Genomic DNA, 19312 nt, shown 5'->3' on the forward strand with positions numbered 1-19312 from the left:
TCGCCCTTGCGCCATATCGCTGTGTAGGTGGTGGCCATGTCTAGGCCGTCTCGACTGCTGTTTGCGCTGGCGGGTGCCCTCTACCTGACGGCGCTGGCGCGGGATGGCGTTGTCCGTTGGGTTGACGCCACTGTGCTCCCACCGGTTCTGGCCGAAACATCGGTTGAGATGCGAGACCGGAACGGAGACCTCCTGCGTGCGTTTCCGGTCGAGGATGGCATCTGGAGGATGCAGCCCGGCGCGGTCGATCCAGATTTTACCGCCATGCTGATCCGGTACGAGGACAAACGGTTCTGGACGCACACCGGAGTGGACCCGATTGCGATGCTGCGAGCCGTTGGACAAAGCCTGTGGAACGGGCGTACCGTGTCTGGTGGGTCCACCCTGACCATGCAGGTTGCTCGGCTGATAGAAGATGGCTCAACCGGGCGCTGGAGCGGTAAAATTCGCCAGGTTAGGGTCGCATTGGCGTTGGAACGGCAGCTGAGCAAACAGCAAATCCTGACCCTTTACCTGACCCACGCGCCTTACGGAGGCAATCTGGAAGGGATCCGTGCCGGAACACGTGCATGGTTCGGAAAAGACGCAAACCGGCTGACCGCCTCACAAGCGGCCCTGTTGGTCGCATTGCCGCAATCTCCCGAAGCCCGGCGTCCAGATCGTAGACCAGAGGCGGCCCGAGAAGCCCGTGACCGGGTTCTGCACAGGCTAGAGCGGTATGGCGTCCTGACTGCGGCAGAATCCCGCGCGGCCATGACGGAAAGCATTCCTGCCCGAATGAGACCCTTCCCACGCCTTGCCGCGCATTTGACGGATCGTGTGATACGTCAAACCTCGGCTACCCGTGCGGTTGATCTGACTTTGGACACAGGGCTGCAAGCCCGGTTAGAGGGCTTAGTGGCCCAATCCGCCGCTCGTGTCGGGCCACGTGTATCCGGGGCGCTGATCGTGGCCGATCATCGCAACGGTGAGATACTGGCCTCGGTCGGATCCGCTGGGTATCAAGATGCACGGCAGGGTTTTGTGGATATGACTCAGGCCTTGCGGTCGCCTGGATCGACGCTGAAACCTCTGATCTATGGGCTGGCCTTCGATCAAGGGCTGGCGCACCCCGAGACCCTGATCAGCGACAGCCCGGTGATGTTCGGTCGTTACGCCCCACGCAATTTCGATGGCGCTTTTCGTGGTGATGTAAGGATTCGGGACGCTCTGCAATTGTCGCTGAACATCCCCGTTGTTCGTCTGACTAATGCACTGGGGCCTGCCCGCGTTATGACGGCAATGCGGGCCGCCGGATCGGAACCGCGCCTCAACGGTGGTACGCCCGGATTGGCGATCTCATTGGGCGGTGTAGGCCTGAGCCTGCGCGATCTGGTACAGATCTACGCCACTTTGGCCGCCGGTGGGCAAGGCCCGACCCTGCATCATGACACCTTGGCGGATACACGGCAGACCCAGCGTGTTCTGTCAGAGACGTCTGCCTGGCAGGTAGCGGACATTCTGGCCGGGCTTTCACCGCCTTCAGGTGGCGCAACCGGGGCGCTTGCTTACAAAACCGGCACATCTTATGGCCACCGCGATGCATGGGCCATCGGCTTTGACGGGCAGCATGTCATCGGGGTTTGGCTGGGCCGCGCAGACGGAACGCCCGTACCCGGCGCGTTCGGGGGCGACCTCGCAGCGCCGCTTCTGGCCGAAGCCTTCAGCCTTCTAAAACCGGAACTTGCACCCTTGCGTCCACCGCCGCCGTCGACCCTTCTGGTGGGTGCCGCTCAATTGCCCCAACCCTTGCAGCGTTTCCGCCCCCGCACGGCTGTATTCGACAATGACCCGTCCGCACCAGACTTGCTGTTTCCGCCCGATAATTCCGTGTTAGAGACGTTTGGGGCACCTCTGACAGTCAAACTGCGCGGGGGTGTCGGGCCGTTTTCAGTGCTGGCGGATGGTGTACCCGTACTGACCGGACAGCGACACCGAGAGTTCGAAATCCCCAATCCCGGGACGGGTTTCACTTCGCTTGTAGTTGTGGATGCGCAAGGTCAATCCGACCACGCATCCATCCGGATCGACTAACGTCGCCCCTCGCGCAGCCAACCGCCCAGAAGGAACCCACCGGCCAACATCAAAACCAGCCAAGGCGGAAGCAGACCCGCTTGCGTAACGTCTCGTGTCTCATAGGCATTTCGCGGCGTCAGACCGATCCAGCCCCGGCCTGCTGCCGGACGCCCGGTGCGCACGTTGCGGATCGACGGTAAACCGTCCTCCAAGCGGATTACACCACCCCGCATACCTGCCAGAACCGGTTCAAGAACATCGCCGGTTGCGATGGTGCGTTCAAACTCCTTCGGTGCGGCGGGGCCAAGGCCAATCACGGCCATGTGGTCGCCTTCCTGCAAACGGTAAAGACCGATCTCCGGCCCGTAATATTGCGCTTCGAACCGACCCGGAGAGACCTCTTCCAAGGTGATCTCCAATGTCTCGCCATTCGGACGCGTCACCGTCACCGGCCCGACGTCATCTTCCAGCGTCTGACGAATGATGCGCATGGATTGTCCGTTGGCCTCGGCCCACAGCGCCTCTTCCTCAAGTTCGGGTTCTTTCATCATCCAATGGGCCAGCCTCCGCAGCAGCTCCAACTGTGGGCCACCACCTTCAAAGCCGCGGCTCCACAACCAGGCATGGTCCGAGGCCAGCATCGCAACGCGCCCCTCGCCAACGCGATCCAGAACCAACAGAGGCCGGTCATCGATACCCGTCATCAGAACCTCGCCCGAGCGGTGATTCACGTCGATCTGACGCAACCAAGCCCCCCAATCCTCGGAATCGCCAAGGTTGGTTGTGACGGGGTGCCGCTCTCCCAAATCGCTGACCATCGGCACGTATCGCTCTTCGAACACCCGTGCCGAGGGCTGCGCCGGCAGAATCGGCGCCAGCGGAGATCGGAAGATGCTGTCAGCACTGGCGAAATCAGGACCCGCCGCTATCAGAACCGCACCGCCGTCATTGATATAATTGGTAACGTTATCCAGATAGATCGCAGGCAGAATGCCGCGCCGCTTATAGCGGTCGAAGATGATCAGATCGAAATCATTGATCTTTTCCAGAAACAGTTCTCGCGTCGGGAAAGCGATCAGCGACAGTTCATCGACGGGAACACCATCCTGTTTCTCGGGCGGACGCAGGATCGTGAAATGCACCAGATCGACCGAGCTGTCGGATTTCAACAGATTGCGCCACGTGCGCCCGCCCGGATGCGGTTCACCCGATACCAGCAACACGCGCAGGCGATCCCGAACGCCGTTCATCTGGATCAGGGCCGTGTTGTTCCGATCGGTCAACTCGCCCTCGGCCTGAGGCACAGAAAACTGGATCACGTTGCGCCCGCCATGAGGCAGAGTGATGGGCAGCTCAACATCCCGACCAATTGGAATACTCAGCTGTTGGGGCTCGCCACCATCCACAGAAATCTCCAGCGGTGCCGTCGCTGCGCCCGCAGGGGCCGCACCGCTGTCTTCGACACGCAGGGTCAGGGTGACAGGCTCACCAATAATTGCAAAGGCAGGCGCGTTTCGAACGATAAGCCTGCGGTCCCAGTCGCTTTCGCGCCCGGTTTGCAGCAGATGCATCGGTGCGGGCAGATCCGGGACCTGATCAACATCGTGCACAAGCCCGTCCGATACCACCAGGATACCGGCGATCCGCGCGCGGGGTTCTTCGGCCAGCGCCTCATTCAGGGCCGCCATGACCTGCGTGCCCTCATCCCCGTCACCGTCGCCAACCCGGATGCGACGCAGTTCGGTATTATCACGCGCTTCAATCTCGGCAGCCAGATCCTCAGCCGCTTGGGCGGTTTGCTCGGCACGGTCCGAGAGCGTCTGGCTGGCGCTTTCATCCTCGATCATCAGAACGATATCTGTCAGTGGCGCACGGTCTTCGATCTGATAGACCGGGCCAGACAATGCCGTGATGATCACCAGGGCCGCCAATCCCCGCAGGGCCCAGCCCGACAGGCCGCGCCATAAGGCCAGCGCGATTCCGACCACTGCAATTACGCCCACGGCGGCCAGAAGGGGCCATGGGATCAGCGGGTCGAATATAACGGTTCCGGTCATTGTCCCAACCTGTCCAGAAGGGCGGGCACGTGGACCTGATCGGATTTGTAGTTCCCTGTCAGCACATGCATCACCAGATTTACGCCAAAACGATTGGCCAACTCGCGTTGCCGTTCCCCGGCATAACCGCGCCCGACAGGCAGCAAGGCCTGCCCGTTGCGATCCACGGCCCAGGCCCCGGCCCAGTCATTTCCACCAATGACCACAGGTGTCACATTGTCATTGAGGTTGCGGAAAGGCATCCCCTCGATCTGTTCTGCATCCAACGGAGCGGCCTCAACCCAAACCTCGGTGCCTGAATAACGCCCTGGGAAATCCTGCAGCAGATAGAAAGTTCTGGTCAGGACGTGATCACGCGGAATCGGCTCTAATGCGGGAATGTTCAGCGGTGCGGCCAGTTGTTGCAGCTTGCGACCATTCGGGCTGGAGGCACCGAATCCGGCGATATCTGCGTCGCGCGTGTCAAATAAGATCATCCCGCCCGAGCGCAAATAGGCATTCAGCTTGACATAAGCCTCAGCCGACGGTTGCGGCTGGTTTGGTGCAATGGGCCAGTAGAGCAGCGGGAAGAACGCCAGCTCATCGCGCTCCACATCAACTCCGATGGGTTCGGCCGGTTCAACAGAAGTGCGATAGAACAGGGTTTGTGCCAGTCCCCGCAACCCGGCCTGCGCAATATCGTCCACCTGCGCATCGCCGGTTAGCACATGCGCCAGTACAAGTTCCTGTGTTGCCGCCAAGGCGAACTCGGTATCTTCAGGTGTCTGCGCCTGAACCTCGGGCACCGACAGAAAAGCCGCCAGAGCGGCAGCCGCAGTGCGTGCCAGACCCAACCTGCCTGACAAAGCCAAAGACGCGACAACGTCGATCGTAAGCAAGATCAAAGCGAGGCTGAGGAGCAAACCACCCAGCGGGGTTTCGGTGCTAACCTCCTGCCCTTTGATCGGCACATCGGCGGGCCAGACCACCGGACGCAGTTCGGTATCCTCGGGCACAACATTCAGCGCCAGCTTCTGCTTGCCGCTTTCATAAAGACCCGGGCGCAGCTCTGGCCCGATCTGGCCCGAAATCAACTGCACCCCGTCTACACCAGCCAAAGTGCCAGCATCCGACAGGGTACCGAATCCGTCCATGATCTGCACAGGTTCCCAAGTGGTGCCCTGCAACTGTGCTTCCTGCCGGGATTTCGCGGCAGAGGCCACCGCGAGGCGATCCAGCATCTCAACGAACAAACCCGACAGCGGCAGGCTGGACCATTCCGCATCCGCAGTCACGTGGAACAGTACCACCTGCCCCAATCCCAGCGCCTTTCGCGTCACCAACGGTGTGCCGTCAGACAGCGAGGCAATCACTCGATCCGCAAGGTTAGGGTCTGGTTGGGCCATGACTTGTGTCGACACAACCACATCGTCCGGGATGTCCAAACCGTAGAACGGTGAGTTCTCGGGGAACGGGGCCAGCGTCTTAGCCTCGCCCCAGCTCATCGCACCTCCAACAGATCGCCCGCCACTGCGCAGCCGCGCGGGCAACAGGGTGTCTTCGGTATCTCGCCCCAGATCGCTCGCCGCCATGCGCGGACCGGCAAACCGCAGCAGCAGCCCGCCCTGTTCGACCCATTCGACCAGGGCATTCTCTTCCGTGCCCGACATCTGCGCCACATCCGACAGGACGATCACATCCGGATTGGCAGGCAGAACCTCAAGCAGACCACCGTCCACAAAATCTGCCGTCGGGATCAGAACCTGCGTCAGGTAATGCAAGGGCGACAACAGCTCCAGCCCTTCACGGTTGAGGGTTCCGGCAATCAGCGCAACCTCGCGCCGGCGTAGGCTGTCATCGGTCAGGGTCACGGCCCCGGCGGACCTTTGGCCCTGAATTTCGAACCGCGTGATACGCGCCCGCAATTCCGACGGCAGCGCCAGATCAACCTGCCCCGTGGTTTCCCCGGCTTCGAGGGTCAGTTCTACCGAATGCAGCACCCGTGCTGTCCCTGCCGGGTCGCGCCCCTGCGCCAAAACTGTCACGCGCTCTTCCGGTCCGGGGCCTGCACGTTGCACGGTCAGTTGGATCAGCCCGTCCTGATAGGCCGCAGGCAGGATCGCAACGGGCCGAGACGCCGCCTGATAGACCGTCACATCGCCGCGCGCCTGCAAGTTAGACACCAAATCTGCGTGGTCTGCATAATCCAACCGGTCGCTAAACCAATGCGTGTCAAAGCCCCCGTCAACCGCATCCAGCGCCGCGATGGTTTGTGAGATTTGATCTTCGGTCGGCTGCCAGGGGTTCGGGCTTAACCCCGGTAAACGCCCCCGCCACGCTTCTGCGGCCTGAAAAACAGGCGTTTCCGGATCGGTCAGGCGCAGAATGGCAACGGTTCGGCCCGCGCGCCCGGCCTCGGACAGTTGAGTGTCAATCTGATCGAGCGTGCCCGACCAGCGCGTGGCACCGGCCCAACTGGCATCCAGAACCAACAGAAGCGGGCCGGTTCCGGTCTCATCACGTGACGGGTTCAGAACCGGACCAGCCAGCCCGATGATAATCGCCGCAGCTGCCAGCATTCGCAGCAGCAACAGCCACCACGGTGTGCGGTCCGAGACGCTTTCGTCGTCCTTCAATCCCAACAGAAGCGTGACCGCCGGGAACATCCGGCGGATCGGTGCGGGCGGCACCGCGCGCAAGATCAACCACAGGATCGGCAGGGTCAGAAGACCCAGCAAAACCCATGGCGCGGTAAAGCCGATGCCCGCCAGAACCGTCATCGCGTGCCCCCGTCCAAAGCCCGATAGAGCCACAATAGAGCCGCTTGTGCGCTGTCACTCGTATGATGCAGGCCCAGTTGCCAGCCGGTCGCACGGCAAAGCTGAGTCAGGGCATCCTTGCGCCGCGCCAGACGTTCCAGATAGCGATCCCGCAGCTCGGCGGCTTTGAGCGTTTCATGCCGGACGGACCCTCCGACGCTTTCGAAAATGGTGCGCCCGCGATAAGGAAATGTCTCTTCGCCCGGATCCAGAACCTGCAGAACCACACCACGCACGCCACGGTCAGCGGCTTTGGTCAGGGCAAGTTCAACTTCGTCCATTGGGCCGAGGAAATCCGAGATGAACACAGCCCGGGCATGAGGGATCATGGCGCGGTGTTCGGGCGGGGCATAATCCGCTTGATCATCTTCGGACCAGGCTTGCGCCAGCCGGATGATCTGCGCGTTGCCGCGCCGGGGCGGCAGGGTTGTTCCGGTCAGGCCCACGCGCTCACCGCCGCGCACCAGCAGGATCGACGCAGCCAACCCCAGAAGCCGGGCGCGATCTGCTTTTGTGGGCAGGGATTTGTCTGACGCAAATCGCATCGACGCCCCCTGATCGACCCAGAGAATCACAGATTGCGCGATCTGCCATTCGCGTTCGCGCACGAATTGCTGATCCCCCCGCGCCGACCGGCGATGGTCAATCATCCGGCGGCTGTCACCGATTTGCGCAGGACGGTATTGCCAGAAATCATCGCCCATCCCGGACCGCCTGCGTCCATGATCGCCCAATAACACAGTCCCGGCCAGATGCTCAGCACGCGCCAAGAGGGGCGGCAGCCGGGACGCCTCGGCCTCGGATCTTTCGCGAAGGGTCAGTGCCGCATTCACGCCGCGGCCTCGGTACGGACCATCCCGGTAGCAGTGGTTTCGATCAGTTCTGCAAGGCTGTCACCCCGTGCCCGCGCTGCAAAGTTCAGCGCCATCCGGTGGCTGAGCACCGGGCGCGCCATGTCCAGCACATCCTCGGCATTGGGCGCCAGACGCCCCTGCAACATCGCCCGCGCCCGTACGGTCATCATCAGCGCCTGCGCCGCGCGTGGACCGGGACCCCAGGCAACGGTTTCGGCAACCCGCTCGGACACGCCCGCCTCTTCCGGGCGGAAGGCACGGACCAGATCGAGGATCAACTCGACCACTGACTCGCCCACCGGCATCCGGCGCAACAGAACCTGCGCAGCCAGCAATTCCTCTTTGGTGAAAATCTGATGCGCGGCTTCTTCTTCGACACCTGTCGTCGCCAGCAGAATGTCGCGTTCGGTCTGGCGGTCCGGATAGTCCACGTCGATCTGCACAAGAAAACGGTCCAGCTGCGCCTCGGGCAGCGGATAGGTGCCTTCCTGTTCAATCGGGTTTTGGGTCGCCAGAACGTGAAACGGCTCATCCAGCGCACGGTCTTCGCCCGCCACGGTCACGGTGCGTTCCTGCATCGCCTGCAACAGCGCCGACTGGGTGCGCGGGCTGGCACGGTTGATCTCGTCCGCCATCAGCAGCTCGCAGAAAATCGGCCCTGGGATAAAGCGGAAATGGCGGCTGCCATCTTCGGCGGTGTCCAAAACCTCGGAGCCGAGAATATCGGCGGGCATCAGGTCGGGCGTGAACTGAATGCGGTTGCCGTGCAGGCCCATCACGGTCGAAAGCGTCTCGACCAGCCGGGTCTTGCCCAGGCCGGGCAGACCGATCAGCAAAGCGTGACCGCCACACAACAGCGCGGTCAGGGTCAGGTCCACGACCCGTTCCTGTCCGATAAAGCGGCGGGTGATCGAGGATTTCGCCTCTTGCAGCTTGTTTTCCAGCGCTTCGATCTCGGCTACGAGGTCGGCGGGTTCGGTCATGACTTTCCCTTCCGTGGACTGATATGATTGAAGTGTATCGCGCGAATAGAAAATGGCAAAAGCAATGAGCGGACAAAAACCTGTGACACCTTCGCCCGATGGCCTGGCTGCATCAGTCAAAGCAGCCAAAACCAGGGGCTTGCCCCCTGTTCACCTGTGGAATCCTCCGTTTTGCGGCGATCTGGACATCCGGATCGCAAAAGATGGCACATGGAGTTACTTAGGGTCACCCATCAACCGGTTCGAGCTTGTGAAGCTATTTTCTTCAATTCTTAAGAAAGAAGAAGGCAAATATTACCTGGTGACCCCGGTTGAGAAGGTGGGAATCATCGTCGACGACGCGCCCTTCGTGGCCGTCGATTTCGATGCGGCAGGCGAGGGCGAGGTGCAGGCCCTGACCTTTTCAACCCATGTCGGCGACACCGCGATTGCCGGGCCGGACCACCCGATCCGGATTGTCATCGCCCCCGAAACAGAAGAACCGTCGCCCTACATACTGGTTCGTGCAAACCTTGAGGCGCGCATCGATCGTAAGAGCTTTTACCGCCTTGTCGACATCGCTGTGCACAAGGACGGATGGTTCGGCGTCTGGTCCGGCGGACAGTTCTTTCCGCTGATCCGGTCGGACGACCTGCCGGATTAGGCCGGCTGGGCGAGCCTCCGGTCCTGTGCCAGAACAACCGCCATTGCGACGATCCCCGCGCCCAGCGCGCGGGTCCAGCTCCAGTCTTCGCCCAGCATCAGCATGATCAGCATCACGTAAAACGGCGCGATATTGATGTGGAAAGACGACAAGGCGACGCCAATCCGGCTGATTGAGGCAATGAACAGAACCTGGCTCAGACCCATCGAAAACAGGGCGTAGATCGCCAGCATCCCGGCCTGCTGCAGATCGAACGCGGTCGCGGGCATGACATCCATACCCATCTGCGTTGATCCGAGTATTAACAGGGTGGCCATGCCCAGCCCGCCGATAAATGTGATGGTGGTTCGTCCCGTGTGGCTGAGTTCGGGAAAATCCCGGGCGGTGGCCATGCTGGCCCAGCAGAACAAGGCCGTCGACACAACGGCGCAAAGCGCGCCCAGCCCCAACTGCGCCGGGGCGGCAGCACTGGTGGCGATCAGCCCGCCGATGATCGACACCAGCACACCCAGCGCGAAGTTCCATCGCAACTGGCGGGTACCAGCGGCAAGCTCCAGCAAGGTCGCCGTTATGGGGGCACAAGAGGCGATGATCGCCACTGTCACCGGATCGGTCAGCTTTTGCGCTACAATCAGCAGGAACATTCCCGTTCCCAGGCCCAACCCGCCAACCAGCATCGCGTGCCCCCAGCGGGCCGATAGCACCCGTCGCGGCCCGTCGATCAGCAGCCATATCGGAACCATGACCATTACCGCCAATGCCAGCCGCGCAGTCAGCAATGCGACAGGCGGCCATGTCTGCAACAGCACCTCGGCTGCAGGAAATCCCGCTGCCCAGACCATCATGGACGCGACCGCTAAACCGTTGCCCGACAGGGCGGAACTCTGCCCGGCAGGCACAGAAAATGCGTGCCCGCGTGCGGGATCAGGACTCAATGCCATCGTGTTCAGACCTTCTGTTGGCACGGCGGGAACTGAAATGATTCGCCGCGTTGATCCGAAGGTCTCTGATTCAAGTTGCGCGATCTGGTCGATTTTCGACAATCTGTCGTTTTCAGTCCCTTTCGCCGAATTCACCCTGCGGCTAAGGTCCGGCCAGCAATTGGTTCAGAGACCCCCATGCCGAAATTTGCCGCGAATATCTCGCTTCTGTTCACCGAACTCCCCTACCTCGACAGGTTTCAGGCAGCGGCGAATGCCGGTTTCGAAGCGGTCGAGATTCTGTTCCCCTATGAAATCGCCGCGAAAGAAACGCGCCGCGCCTTGCTGGCCAGCGGGCTGGATCTGGTACTGATCAACGCGCCCCCGCCCAACTACACCGGAGGCGAACCCGGCTATGCCGCCATCCCCGGAGGAGAAGCCCGGTTTCAGTCCGACATCCGCCGTGTCCTGCGTTATGCCGAGGTTCTGCGTCCCAAGCTGATCCATATCATGTCGGGCTATACCTCGGGGTCGGACGCGCGGAGCAGTTTCGTGCACAACCTGCAATGGGCCGCGGATTTCGCGCCGCAGCAGAACTTCACCATCGAACCGCTCAACCCGGTTTCTCAGCCTGGCTATTTCCTCAACGATTATGAATTGGCCACTGAGGTTCTGGACCTTGTGAACCGCCCGAACGTCGGCCTGCAATACGACAGTTTCCACGCCCACATGATCCACGGCGACGCGCTGGAGGTCTGGGAACAGTTTCACCCCAAGGTCGTGCACGCCCAGATCGGTGCCGCGCCCGACCGGTCCGAGCCGGGGCGCGGGCCAACCGATTTCTCGCGTCTGTTCGCGACGATGGACACCACAGGCTATTCCGGCTGGGTCAGCGCCGAATATACCCCGTCAACGCCCCGAACCACCGACAGTCTGGGCTGGATGCGGCTCTAGCTCTGGCATTTCAAAGGAAAATACAGCACATGAGGGGTATCGCGATAATCAGGATGCCCACCATGATCCCTGCCCGTTACGCCCGTGCCTTGTTCAGCCTGATCATGTCCGGCCTGATGTCCTGCATCGTAACCGGTATCGCAACGGTCAAGGCGATTGGCTTCGGCCCCGGCACGGCGGGCGACTGGATGGCGTCCTGGGCCTTTTGCTGGCCCATCGCCTTCACGGTTATCCTGGTGCTGGGCCCGTCCGTGCAACGTCTGGTCAATCGCCTGGTCAGTCCACAGGACTGACCCGCTGCGAAGAGGGCCCGCCGGGCCTGATGAGCAGCGATTTAGTGCGCCTCGGCCCAGTTGGCGCCCTGCCCGGCATCGACGCTCAGCTTCACATCCAGCTTCACCGCAGGGTCCGAAGCCCCCTCCATCACGTCGCGCGCCACGTCGACCACCTTATCCACCGCCTCCTCGGCCACTTCGAACAGCAACTCGTCATGGACCTGCAACAGCATCTTGGCAGGCAACCCGTTGATCGCATCCGGCATCCGAACCATCGCGCGCCGGATCACATCCGCCGCCGTACCCTGAATAGGAGCATTGATCGCCGCCCGGCGTGAGAAGCCGGCATGAGGCCCCTTTGCATTGATCTCGGGTGTGTGGATTTTTCGCCCGAACAGAGTTTGGACGTAACCATGCTCTTTCGCGAAGGCGACGGTGTCGTCCATATAGGCTCTGATACCCGGGAAACGTTCGAAATAGCGGTCAATGAACCCCTGTGCCTCGGCGCGCGGAATGCGCAGGTTGCGCGCCAGACCAAAGCCCGAGATGCCATAGATCACACCAAAGTTGATCGCCTTGGCCTGACGGCGGATATCCGGCGTCATTTCGTCCAGCGGTACATCAAACATCTCGGACGCGGTCATGGCGTGAATGTCCAGCCCATCGGCGAACGCCTGTTTCAAGGCGGGGATATCGGCAATATGCGCCAGAATCCGCAACTCGATCTGGCTGTAGTCGAGGCTGACCATCACATTGCCCGGCTCGGCGATGAAGGCCTCGCGAATGCGCCGCCCCTCTTCGGTGCGCACCGGAATGTTCTGCAGGTTCGGATCGGTTGAGGCCAGACGCCCCGTATTGGCTCCGGTGATCGAATAAGACGTGTGCACCCGGCCCGTATCGGGGTTGATATGGGTCTGCAACGCGTCCGTATAGGTCGATTTCAGCTTGGACAGCTGCCGCCAGTCCAACACCCGGCGGGGCAGTTCATGCTCTGTCGCAAGGTCTTCCAAAATATCGGCCCCGGTCGAATACTTCCCGGTCTTACCCTTCTTGCCGCCTTCCAGCCCCATCTTGTCGAACAGGATTTCTCCAAGCTGCGCAGGGGAACCAACGTTGAAGTTTTCACCGGCCAATTCGTGGATTTCAGCCTCTAACCCGGCCATTTTCTGTGCGAAGGCGTTGGACATCCGGCTCAGTACATCGCGGTCGACCTTGATGCCATGCATCTCCATTTCTTTGAGAACCGGCACAAGCGGGCGTTCCAGCGTTTCATAGACAGACGTCACCTGCACCTGATGCAGTTGCGGCTTGAACAGTTTCCACAGACGCAGGGTGATATCGGCGTCTTCGGCGGCGTAAGCCGTGGCTTCGTCAATGGCCACCTTGTCAAAGGTGATCGCCGACTTGCCCGAACCCAGCAGCGGTTTGATCGGGATCGGGGTATGACTCAGATACCGTTCGGACAGCGTATCCATACCATGCCCATGCTCACCCCCATGCATCGCGTAAGACATCAGCATGGTGTCGTCGATCGGCGCAACATTCACGCCATAGCGCGCAAATATCTTGGCGTCATATTTCATGTTCTGCCCGATCTTCAGGATCGACGGATCCTCGAACATCGGCTTCATCAGGTTTAGAGCCTCTTCCAGCGGCATCTGCCCTTCGGCCAGCGCGTCCGAGCCAAACAGATCGTCGCTTGCGCCATCGCGGTGAGTCAGCGGGATATAGCAGGCTTCACCCGGCTCGACGCACAGGGAAATGCCCACCAGATCGGCGATCATCTCGTTCAGGCCGGTGGTTTCGGTGTCCACTGCGACCCAGCCACGCTCATACGCCTGATCGATCCATTTCTGCAACGCACCCGCGTCCCGGACACATTCGTACTTCGACGCGTTGAACGGGATCGCTTCCGCCTCTTTCTCTTCAACGACCGGAGCAGGCGCGTCAGCGATCACCGGGGCTTCGGCCCCCAGTTTATCCGCGATCCGCTTGGTCAGGGTGCGGAATTCCATATCCGCCAGAAAACCCAGCAGGGTTTCGGGATCAGGGTCTTTCACCTCAAGATCGTCGAGGGAGAAATCCAGTGGTGTATTCTCGTCAAGCTGCACCAGCTTCTTCGACAACTCGATCTGGTCGCGTTTCTCGATCAGGGTCTGGCGGCGCTTGGGCTGTTTGATCTCTTCGGCTCGATCAAGCAACGCCTCCAGATCACCATATTCGTTGATCAACAGCGCCGCCGTCTTGACGCCGATCCCCGGAGCCCCCGGCACGTTGTCGACCGAATCCCCGGCCAGCGCCTGCACATCGACCACACGCTCGGGGCCAACACCGAACTTCTCGAACACCCCATCCCGGTCGATGCGCTTGTTCTTCATCGCATCCAGCATTTCCACGCCGCCGCCGACCAACTGCATCAGGTCTTTATCGGAGCTGACAATGGTCACACGACCGCCAGCCTCTCGCGCCTGAACGGCCAGCGTGGCGATGATGTCATCCGCCTCGTACCCTTCCAGCTCTTTACAGGCGATGTTGAACGCCTTTGTCGCTTCGCGCGTCAACGGCATTTGCGGGCGCAGATCCTCGGGCATCGCCTCGCGGTTGGCTTTGTACAGGTCATAAAGATCGTTGCGGAACGTGTGCGAGCCCTTGTCGAAGATCACCGCCACATGGGTCGGTGCATCCGGCCCGGCATTCCCTTCGACATATTTCTGCAGCATGTTGCAAAAGCCCGAAACCGCGCCAATCGGCAGACCATCGGATTTCCGCGTCAACGGAGGCAGCGCGTGATAAGCCCGAAAAATAAAGGCCGATCCGTCGATCAGATGCAGGTGACACCCTTTTCCGAAATTCGTGGTCATTGCGCGCCCTTTCCCGGTCTGTTCCGAAAACACTAATGCCACGGGCAGAGCTGCAGAACCACCCGCTCCAGGGCTACAAACTTCATCTTTTCAAAAATACTCAAACCCCAAAGGATGGTACTCGCAATCAGGCCTCGGCTTCGCGCCCCGCAAGCACATACTTGCAGTCGCAATAGGGGCATTCGACCCAGCCGGTATCCTCGGGGATCTGCAACCATACGCGCGGATGGCCCAAAGCACCTTCGCCCCCGTCACAGGCGATACGGGCGGTTTCGACGGTTCTGGTTTCCGGCGCTTCGATGGTCACGGCTGGCGATCCTTCTTCGGTTGTCGGCCTCGCGGGCATGCATTAGGTGCGTTTATGAGCGATGAGCAAACCGGGGGCAAGAGCCACATGAGCGATGCGGCAATCAGGATCGAAGGGCTGCGCAAGACCTATCGTGGCGGCAAGGGCCAGCCCGAGAAACACGCCCTGAAGGGCATTGACCTGACTGTCCCGCGCGGGTCGGTCTTTGGGCTGCTGGGTCCGAACGGGGCCGGAAAATCGACCCTGATCAACATCCTTGCCGGGTTGGTGGTGAAAACCTCGGGCCGCGTGTCGATTTGGGGCTACGATCAGGATCAGCACCTGCGCCAGTCCCGCGCCGCCATCGGCGTGATGCCGCAGGAGTTGAACCTCGATCCGTTCTTCACTCCGCGCGGCGCGCTGGAGGTGCAGGCGGGCCTTTATGGCGTGCCCAAAGCGCAGCGTCGCAGCGACGACATCCTGGAACTGGTCGGTCTCAGCGACAAGGCCGAAGCCTATGCCCGCACCCTGTCCGGCGGCATGCGGCGGCGGTTGCTGCTGGCCAAGGCGCTGGTGCACCATCCCAAGATTCTGGTGTTGGACGAGCCCACTGCAGGTGTGGATATCGAACTGCGCCAGATGCTCTGGACCAATGTGCGCAAGCTGAACGAACAGGGTATGACGATCATCCTGACGACCCACTACCTGGAAGAAGCGCAGGAGATGTGCGACGAGATCGCCATTATCAACCATGGTGAAAAGATCGCACAGGACAGCACCGCCAATCTGTTGGGCCGCATGGACAGCCGCACCATGGTGATCGTGCCCGACGGCCCGATCGTCGGTTTGCCTGAGACCGAGGGTGTCGAGACCGCCCTGCGCGACGATGGCAGCCTCGTGCTGCAATACCGCAGCACCCAAACCAGCGCCGAGCAGGTTCTGGAATCGGTGCGCACCGCCAATATCCGCATCCGCGACGTGCGCACCGAGGAAGCCGATCTTGAGGATGTGTTCCTGGCCCTCACCTCCTCCCGCGCGGACGACGCTCCGGCGGACGATCAGGATCAGCCGCGCCGGGGAATGCACCGGGTCAAGCTTTAGACCCGGTCGATCCGCGCCTGATAGCAGTTGTTCCGCGCAGACCGGACGTGGATATAGGCCACATCCGGGCGAGCAAAGATTTCGCCGACCTTTGCGCCGATCTGATCCGTGGGTGTGATCGCTCCGGTGCCGTAGACGATCCGGTCATCCATGCCATACCCCTTGATCAGATAGTCGGGCGAACTGGTCAGCACTTCGGGCATCTCGTCGCCCTCGTATCGGTCACAGGGCGCAGCACACAGAAAGATAGGACCTGTTTCGGCATAAGGATGTGGCTCTAAAAAGGGTCTGTGCGCCAATATCAGCATCTCTTCGCCTTCGGGGATGCTGCGCAGGCAATGGCGGCAGGGATTGCCTGCGCCCTTTGAAACGGCACGCTCTGGTACGGCACCGTAAGCGTCTGGTTGACCGGCCTGAAGGGCACGGACGTCTTCGGTGGACAATGCGGTTATCTTGAACATGTCAGGTCTCCTTTTTCTCCGACCATGCCCAGCTGACCGAACCCAATCGACCCGTTTCCTGCGCAAAGGACTCGAAAAAGAACAAAACGTGAATATAATATGGAATCGCCATGTATGCCGAACTGTCGATCACGTCGAACTTCACTTTCCTCACCGGGGCCTCTCACCCCGAGGAGTATATGGAGCGTGCAGTCACCCTGGGCCTGCCCGCCATTGCCATCGCCGATGACAATTCGGTCGCCGGGATCGTTCGCGCCCACACCCAAGCGCGCGAGATCGCCCGCAAGGTGCGTGAGCGGTTGGAGTGGGAGGCGCAGAACACCTCCATCGGCCCACCCTACCCCGATCACATCCCCAAACCGCCCTCGTACCCGATCCACGCGGTACCCCGCCTGATCCCGGCGGCGCGGCTGATCTTCACCGACGCGCCCACCGTCACCGCCCTGCCCCTGAACCGGCAGGGCTGGGGTAACCTGTGCCGCATCCTGTCAGCGGGCCGCCTGCGTACCGAGAAAGGTAACTGTATCCTGCACCTGTCGGACCTACTTGAATTCTCCGACGGTCTCCATCTGCTGCTCTGGCCACAGGCGGCCCAATCTCCGGGCGGCGCGAGCGCATGGCGGACACAGGCTCAACAGCTGGCGCGCCGCTTTGCCGGGCGGATGCATCTGCTGATGCATCCCCGGTATGATGGCGCGGATAGCGCATACTTCGACGAATTAGAGACTAAATCAAAGCAACTCGGCCTCCCCACCCTCGCCAGCGCTACGCCGATGATGCATCACGGGGGCCGCCGCAAATTGGCGGACGTGCTAACCGCCATCCGCCTGCGCCGCAAAGTCGATGAGCTGGGCCGCAATGCGCTGGCCAACGGCGAACGGCGCCTGCGGTCCGAGGCCGAAATGCTGCGCATCTTCAAAGGCCATGAAGGGGCCGTTGCCCGTGCCCATGAGCTCAGCGAACAACTCACCTTCTCGCTCGATGAACTGCGCTATGAATACCCTAGCGAGGGCAGCGAGCAGGAAACCCCGACCGAACGCCTGCACCGTCTGGCGCATGAGGGGCTGAAATGGCGCTATCCGGCGGGCGCGTCGGAAAAGGCCAAGAAGATGCTGGCGCATGAGCTTACCCTGATCGGCACGCTGAAATACGAACCCTATTTCCTGACCGTCCGCGACATCGTCAAATTCGCCAGATCCCGCGGCATCCTCTGCCAGGGACGCGGTTCGGCGGCCAATTCGGTGGTCTGTTTCTGCCTCGGCATCACCGAGGTCAGCCCCGAGATGGGCACCATGGTCTTCGAACGCTTCGTCTCGGCAGCCCGTGACGAACCACCCGATATCGACGTCGATTTCGAACATGAACGGCGCGAAGAGGTGATCCAGCACATCTATGACCGCTATGGCCGCGAACGGGCGGGCCTCTGCGCCACGGTCGTGCATTATCGCGGCAAACGCGCCATCCGTGAGGTCGGCCGCGCCATGGGCCTGACCGAGGACACGATCTCGGCCTTATCATCCCAGCTCTGGGGTTTTTTCTCAGCCAAAGGGCTGGAAGCGCAGCGGATGCGCGAGATTGGCCTCGACCCCGAAGATCGTCGCCTGAAACAGACTCTAACCTTGGTGTATGAGATCGACGGCTTCCCCCGTCACCTCTCGCAACATGTCGGCGGTTTCATCATCACCGAGGGGCGGCTGGACGAACTGGTTCCAATCGAAAACGCCACGATGGAGGACCGCACGGTCATTTGCTGGGACAAGGATGACATCGACTCGCTTGGCATTCTCAAGGTCGATGTCCTCAGCCTTGGCATGCTGACCTGCATCCGCAAGGCGTTCGACCTGATTGGACAACACCACCAGACCAGCTACACCCTCGCCACCCTGCCGCCCGAGGATCCGACGGTCTATGACATGCTGTGTAAAGCAGACTCTATTGGGGTGTTTCAGGTGGAATCACGTGCACAGATGAACTTTCTGCCGCGGATGCGGCCGCGCAATTTCTATGACCTGGTGATCGAGGTCGCCATCATCCGCCCCGGCCCGATTCAGGGCGATATGGTCCACCCTTACATCCGCCGCCGGAATGGTGAGGAGGAGGTCAGCTTTCCCTCGGACGAACTGGGCGAGGTTCTGGGCAAAACGCTGGGTGTGCCGCTGTTTCAGGAACAGGCCATGCAGATCGCCATTGTCGGCGCAGGGTTTACTCCGGAACAGGCGGACCGGCTGCGGCGGTCTCTGGCAACCTTCAAGAAACATGGCAATGTCAGCGAATTCCGCGCGCTGTTCCTGCGCGGCATGAAGCGCAACGGATATGAAGATGACTTTGCCGAGCGTTGCTTTTCTCAGATCGAAGGCTTCGGCTCCTATGGCTTCCCGGAAAGCCACGCGGCCAGCTTTGCGCTGCTGGTCTATGCCTCGGCCTGGATCAAATGCCACCACCCCGGCATCTTCGCCTGCGCGCTGCTGAATTCTCAGCCGATGGGGTTCTATGCGCCCGCCCAGATCGTGCGCGACGCGCGCGAGCATGGGGTGCAGGTGCGCCCGGTCTGCATCAATGCCAGCTTCTGGGACAATGTGATGGAGCCGGATGGCCAGGGCGGGCTGGCCCTGCGGCTGGGCTTCCGTCAGATCAAGGGGCTCAGCGAGGAAGACGCCAGTTGGCTCACCGCTGCGCGGGGCAATGGCTACCATCAAGTTGACGATGTCTGGCGCCGCGCGGGGCTTGGCCCTTCGGTGATCGAACGGCTGGCCGAGGCCGATGCCTTCGCCGCCTGCGACCTGACCCGGCGCGAGGCGTTGTGGCAGGCCAAGGCGATTGCCACTGCCAAGCCGCTGCCTCTGTTTTCGCAGGATTTGGAAGGCGAGGCGCTGGAGGAACCCGAAGCCTATCTGCCGCAAATGACGCTGGGCGAGCAGGTGGTCGAGGATTACGTCGCCACCCGCCTCAGCCTGCGGGCGCATCCGGTGGCCTTGCTGCGGCACCTGCTGACGCCCGAGCAGCGCGACAAAACCACGCCTGTTGCCTGACGGCTGGACGGGATATTGGCCCAAAACAGAGTCGA

General features: G+C 61.3%; 14 protein-coding genes. 6 read left to right on the forward strand and 8 right to left on the reverse strand.

Going from position 1 to position 19312, the window contains the following annotated elements; genetic code table 11:
• The first annotated feature begins 36 nt into the window (after positions 1 to 36).
• Entirely contained in the window at positions 37 to 2073 is a 2037-nt protein-coding gene (gene pbpC / locus ACR0LF_RS11775) for a penicillin-binding protein 1C (RefSeq protein ID WP_480579712.1), read from the forward strand.
• Here pbpC and ACR0LF_RS11780 read toward each other — a convergent pair.
• The 4 genes from ACR0LF_RS11780 to ACR0LF_RS11795 are packed head-to-tail and all read right to left on the reverse strand — an operon-like array spanning position 2070 to position 8747.
• Positions 2070 to 4112, reverse strand: coding sequence for a hypothetical protein (locus tag ACR0LF_RS11780; RefSeq protein WP_480579711.1), 2043 nt, complete (start codon positions 4110 to 4112; stop codon positions 2070 to 2072). The genes pbpC and ACR0LF_RS11780 overlap by 4 nt on opposite strands.
• Positions 4109 to 6871: a DUF4159 domain-containing protein gene (locus ACR0LF_RS11785; protein WP_480579709.1), complete on the reverse strand. Its 2763-nt coding sequence runs from the start codon at positions 6869 to 6871 to the stop codon at positions 4109 to 4111. Before ACR0LF_RS11785 ends, ACR0LF_RS11780 begins: the two co-directional genes overlap by 4 nt.
• On the reverse strand, positions 6868 to 7743 hold the full coding sequence (locus ACR0LF_RS11790) for a DUF58 domain-containing protein (protein ID WP_480579707.1): 876 nt from the start codon (positions 7741 to 7743) through the stop codon (positions 6868 to 6870). Before ACR0LF_RS11790 ends, ACR0LF_RS11785 begins: the two co-directional genes overlap by 4 nt.
• Complete coding sequence (locus ACR0LF_RS11795) at positions 7740 to 8747, reverse strand: AAA family ATPase (RefSeq protein WP_480579705.1); 1008 nt, start codon at positions 8745 to 8747, stop codon at positions 7740 to 7742. The genes ACR0LF_RS11790 and ACR0LF_RS11795 overlap by 4 nt, the downstream gene beginning before the upstream one ends.
• Before the next feature lie 64 nt (positions 8748 to 8811).
• Here ACR0LF_RS11795 and ACR0LF_RS11800 point away from each other — a divergent pair, with 64 nt between their 5' ends.
• Positions 8812 to 9390, forward strand: coding sequence for a DUF1285 domain-containing protein (locus ACR0LF_RS11800; RefSeq protein ID WP_480579703.1), 579 nt, complete (start codon positions 8812 to 8814; stop codon positions 9388 to 9390).
• Here ACR0LF_RS11800 and ACR0LF_RS11805 read toward each other — a convergent pair.
• Positions 9387 to 10331 carry a DMT family transporter gene (locus ACR0LF_RS11805; RefSeq protein WP_480627504.1) on the reverse strand — a complete coding sequence of 315 codons (945 nt, stop codon included), beginning with the start codon at positions 10329 to 10331 and terminating at the stop codon, positions 9387 to 9389. The genes ACR0LF_RS11800 and ACR0LF_RS11805 overlap by 4 nt on opposite strands.
• A gap of 177 nt (positions 10332 to 10508) precedes the next feature.
• Between ACR0LF_RS11805 and ACR0LF_RS11810 the strand changes: the two genes are divergently transcribed.
• Entirely contained in the window at positions 10509 to 11264 is a 756-nt protein-coding gene (locus ACR0LF_RS11810; protein ID WP_480579699.1) for a hydroxypyruvate isomerase family protein, read from the forward strand.
• 62 nt (positions 11265 to 11326) lie between these two features.
• A complete protein-coding gene (locus tag ACR0LF_RS11815; protein WP_480579697.1) occupies positions 11327 to 11557 on the forward strand; it encodes a DUF2798 domain-containing protein in 231 nt (76 codons plus the stop codon).
• A gap of 41 nt (positions 11558 to 11598) precedes the next feature.
• On the opposite strand, the gene polA is transcribed toward ACR0LF_RS11815, so the two are convergent.
• A complete protein-coding gene (gene polA / locus ACR0LF_RS11820) occupies positions 11599 to 14400 on the reverse strand; it encodes a DNA polymerase I (RefSeq protein ID WP_480579695.1) in 2802 nt (933 codons plus the stop codon).
• Positions 14401 to 14527: 127 nt separating this feature from the next.
• The gene (locus ACR0LF_RS11825; protein ID WP_480579693.1) at positions 14528 to 14707 is read right to left on the reverse strand and encodes a zinc-finger domain-containing protein; all 180 of its coding nucleotides are present in this window, start codon (positions 14705 to 14707) and stop codon (positions 14528 to 14530) included.
• 87 nt (positions 14708 to 14794) lie between these two features.
• Here ACR0LF_RS11825 and ACR0LF_RS11830 point away from each other — a divergent pair, with 87 nt between their 5' ends.
• Entirely contained in the window at positions 14795 to 15787 is a 993-nt protein-coding gene (locus tag ACR0LF_RS11830) for an ABC transporter ATP-binding protein (protein WP_480579952.1), read from the forward strand.
• On the opposite strand, the gene ACR0LF_RS11835 is transcribed toward ACR0LF_RS11830, so the two are convergent.
• Positions 15784 to 16248 (reverse strand): DUF1203 domain-containing protein, encoded by a 465-nt coding sequence (locus tag ACR0LF_RS11835; protein ID WP_480579691.1) that lies wholly within the window; start codon positions 16246 to 16248, stop codon positions 15784 to 15786. The genes ACR0LF_RS11830 and ACR0LF_RS11835 overlap by 4 nt on opposite strands.
• Positions 16249 to 16358: 110 nt before the next feature.
• Here ACR0LF_RS11835 and ACR0LF_RS11840 point away from each other — a divergent pair, with 110 nt between their 5' ends.
• Positions 16359 to 19277: an error-prone DNA polymerase gene (locus tag ACR0LF_RS11840; protein WP_480579689.1), complete on the forward strand. Its 2919-nt coding sequence runs from the start codon at positions 16359 to 16361 to the stop codon at positions 19275 to 19277.
• Positions 19278 to 19312: the final 35 nt, after the last annotated feature.

It is taken from the genome of Ruegeria sp. E8 (genome assembly GCF_056533985.1).

What these genes read in the sequence shown, in the direction of transcription:
- ACR0LF_RS11830 (WP_480579952.1), top strand. Translation starts at nt 14,795, where the DNA reads ATGAGCGATGCGGCAATCAGGATCGAAGGGCTGCGCAAGACCTATCGT.
- ACR0LF_RS11785 (WP_480579709.1), bottom strand. Translation starts at nt 6,871, where the DNA reads ATGACGGTTCTGGCGGGCATCGGCTTTACCGCGCCATGGGTTTTGCTG.
- polA (WP_480579695.1), bottom strand. Translation starts at nt 14,400, where the DNA reads ATGACCACGAATTTCGGAAAAGGGTGTCACCTGCATCTGATCGACGGA.
- ACR0LF_RS11840 (WP_480579689.1), top strand. Translation starts at nt 16,359, where the DNA reads ATGTATGCCGAACTGTCGATCACGTCGAACTTCACTTTCCTCACCGGG.
- ACR0LF_RS11815 (WP_480579697.1), top strand. Translation starts at nt 11,327, where the DNA reads ATGATCCCTGCCCGTTACGCCCGTGCCTTGTTCAGCCTGATCATGTCC.
- ACR0LF_RS11780 (WP_480579711.1), bottom strand. Translation starts at nt 4,112, where the DNA reads ATGACCGGAACCGTTATATTCGACCCGCTGATCCCATGGCCCCTTCTG.
- ACR0LF_RS11800 (WP_480579703.1), top strand. Translation starts at nt 8,812, where the DNA reads ATGAGCGGACAAAAACCTGTGACACCTTCGCCCGATGGCCTGGCTGCA.
- ACR0LF_RS11835 (WP_480579691.1), bottom strand. Translation starts at nt 16,248, where the DNA reads ATGTTCAAGATAACCGCATTGTCCACCGAAGACGTCCGTGCCCTTCAG.
- ACR0LF_RS11795 (WP_480579705.1), bottom strand. Translation starts at nt 8,747, where the DNA reads ATGACCGAACCCGCCGACCTCGTAGCCGAGATCGAAGCGCTGGAAAAC.
- ACR0LF_RS11810 (WP_480579699.1), top strand. Translation starts at nt 10,509, where the DNA reads ATGCCGAAATTTGCCGCGAATATCTCGCTTCTGTTCACCGAACTCCCC.
- ACR0LF_RS11805 (WP_480627504.1), bottom strand. Translation starts at nt 10,331, where the DNA reads ATGGCATTGAGTCCTGATCCCGCACGCGGGCACGCATTTTCTGTGCCT.
- pbpC (WP_480579712.1), top strand. Translation starts at nt 37, where the DNA reads ATGTCTAGGCCGTCTCGACTGCTGTTTGCGCTGGCGGGTGCCCTCTAC.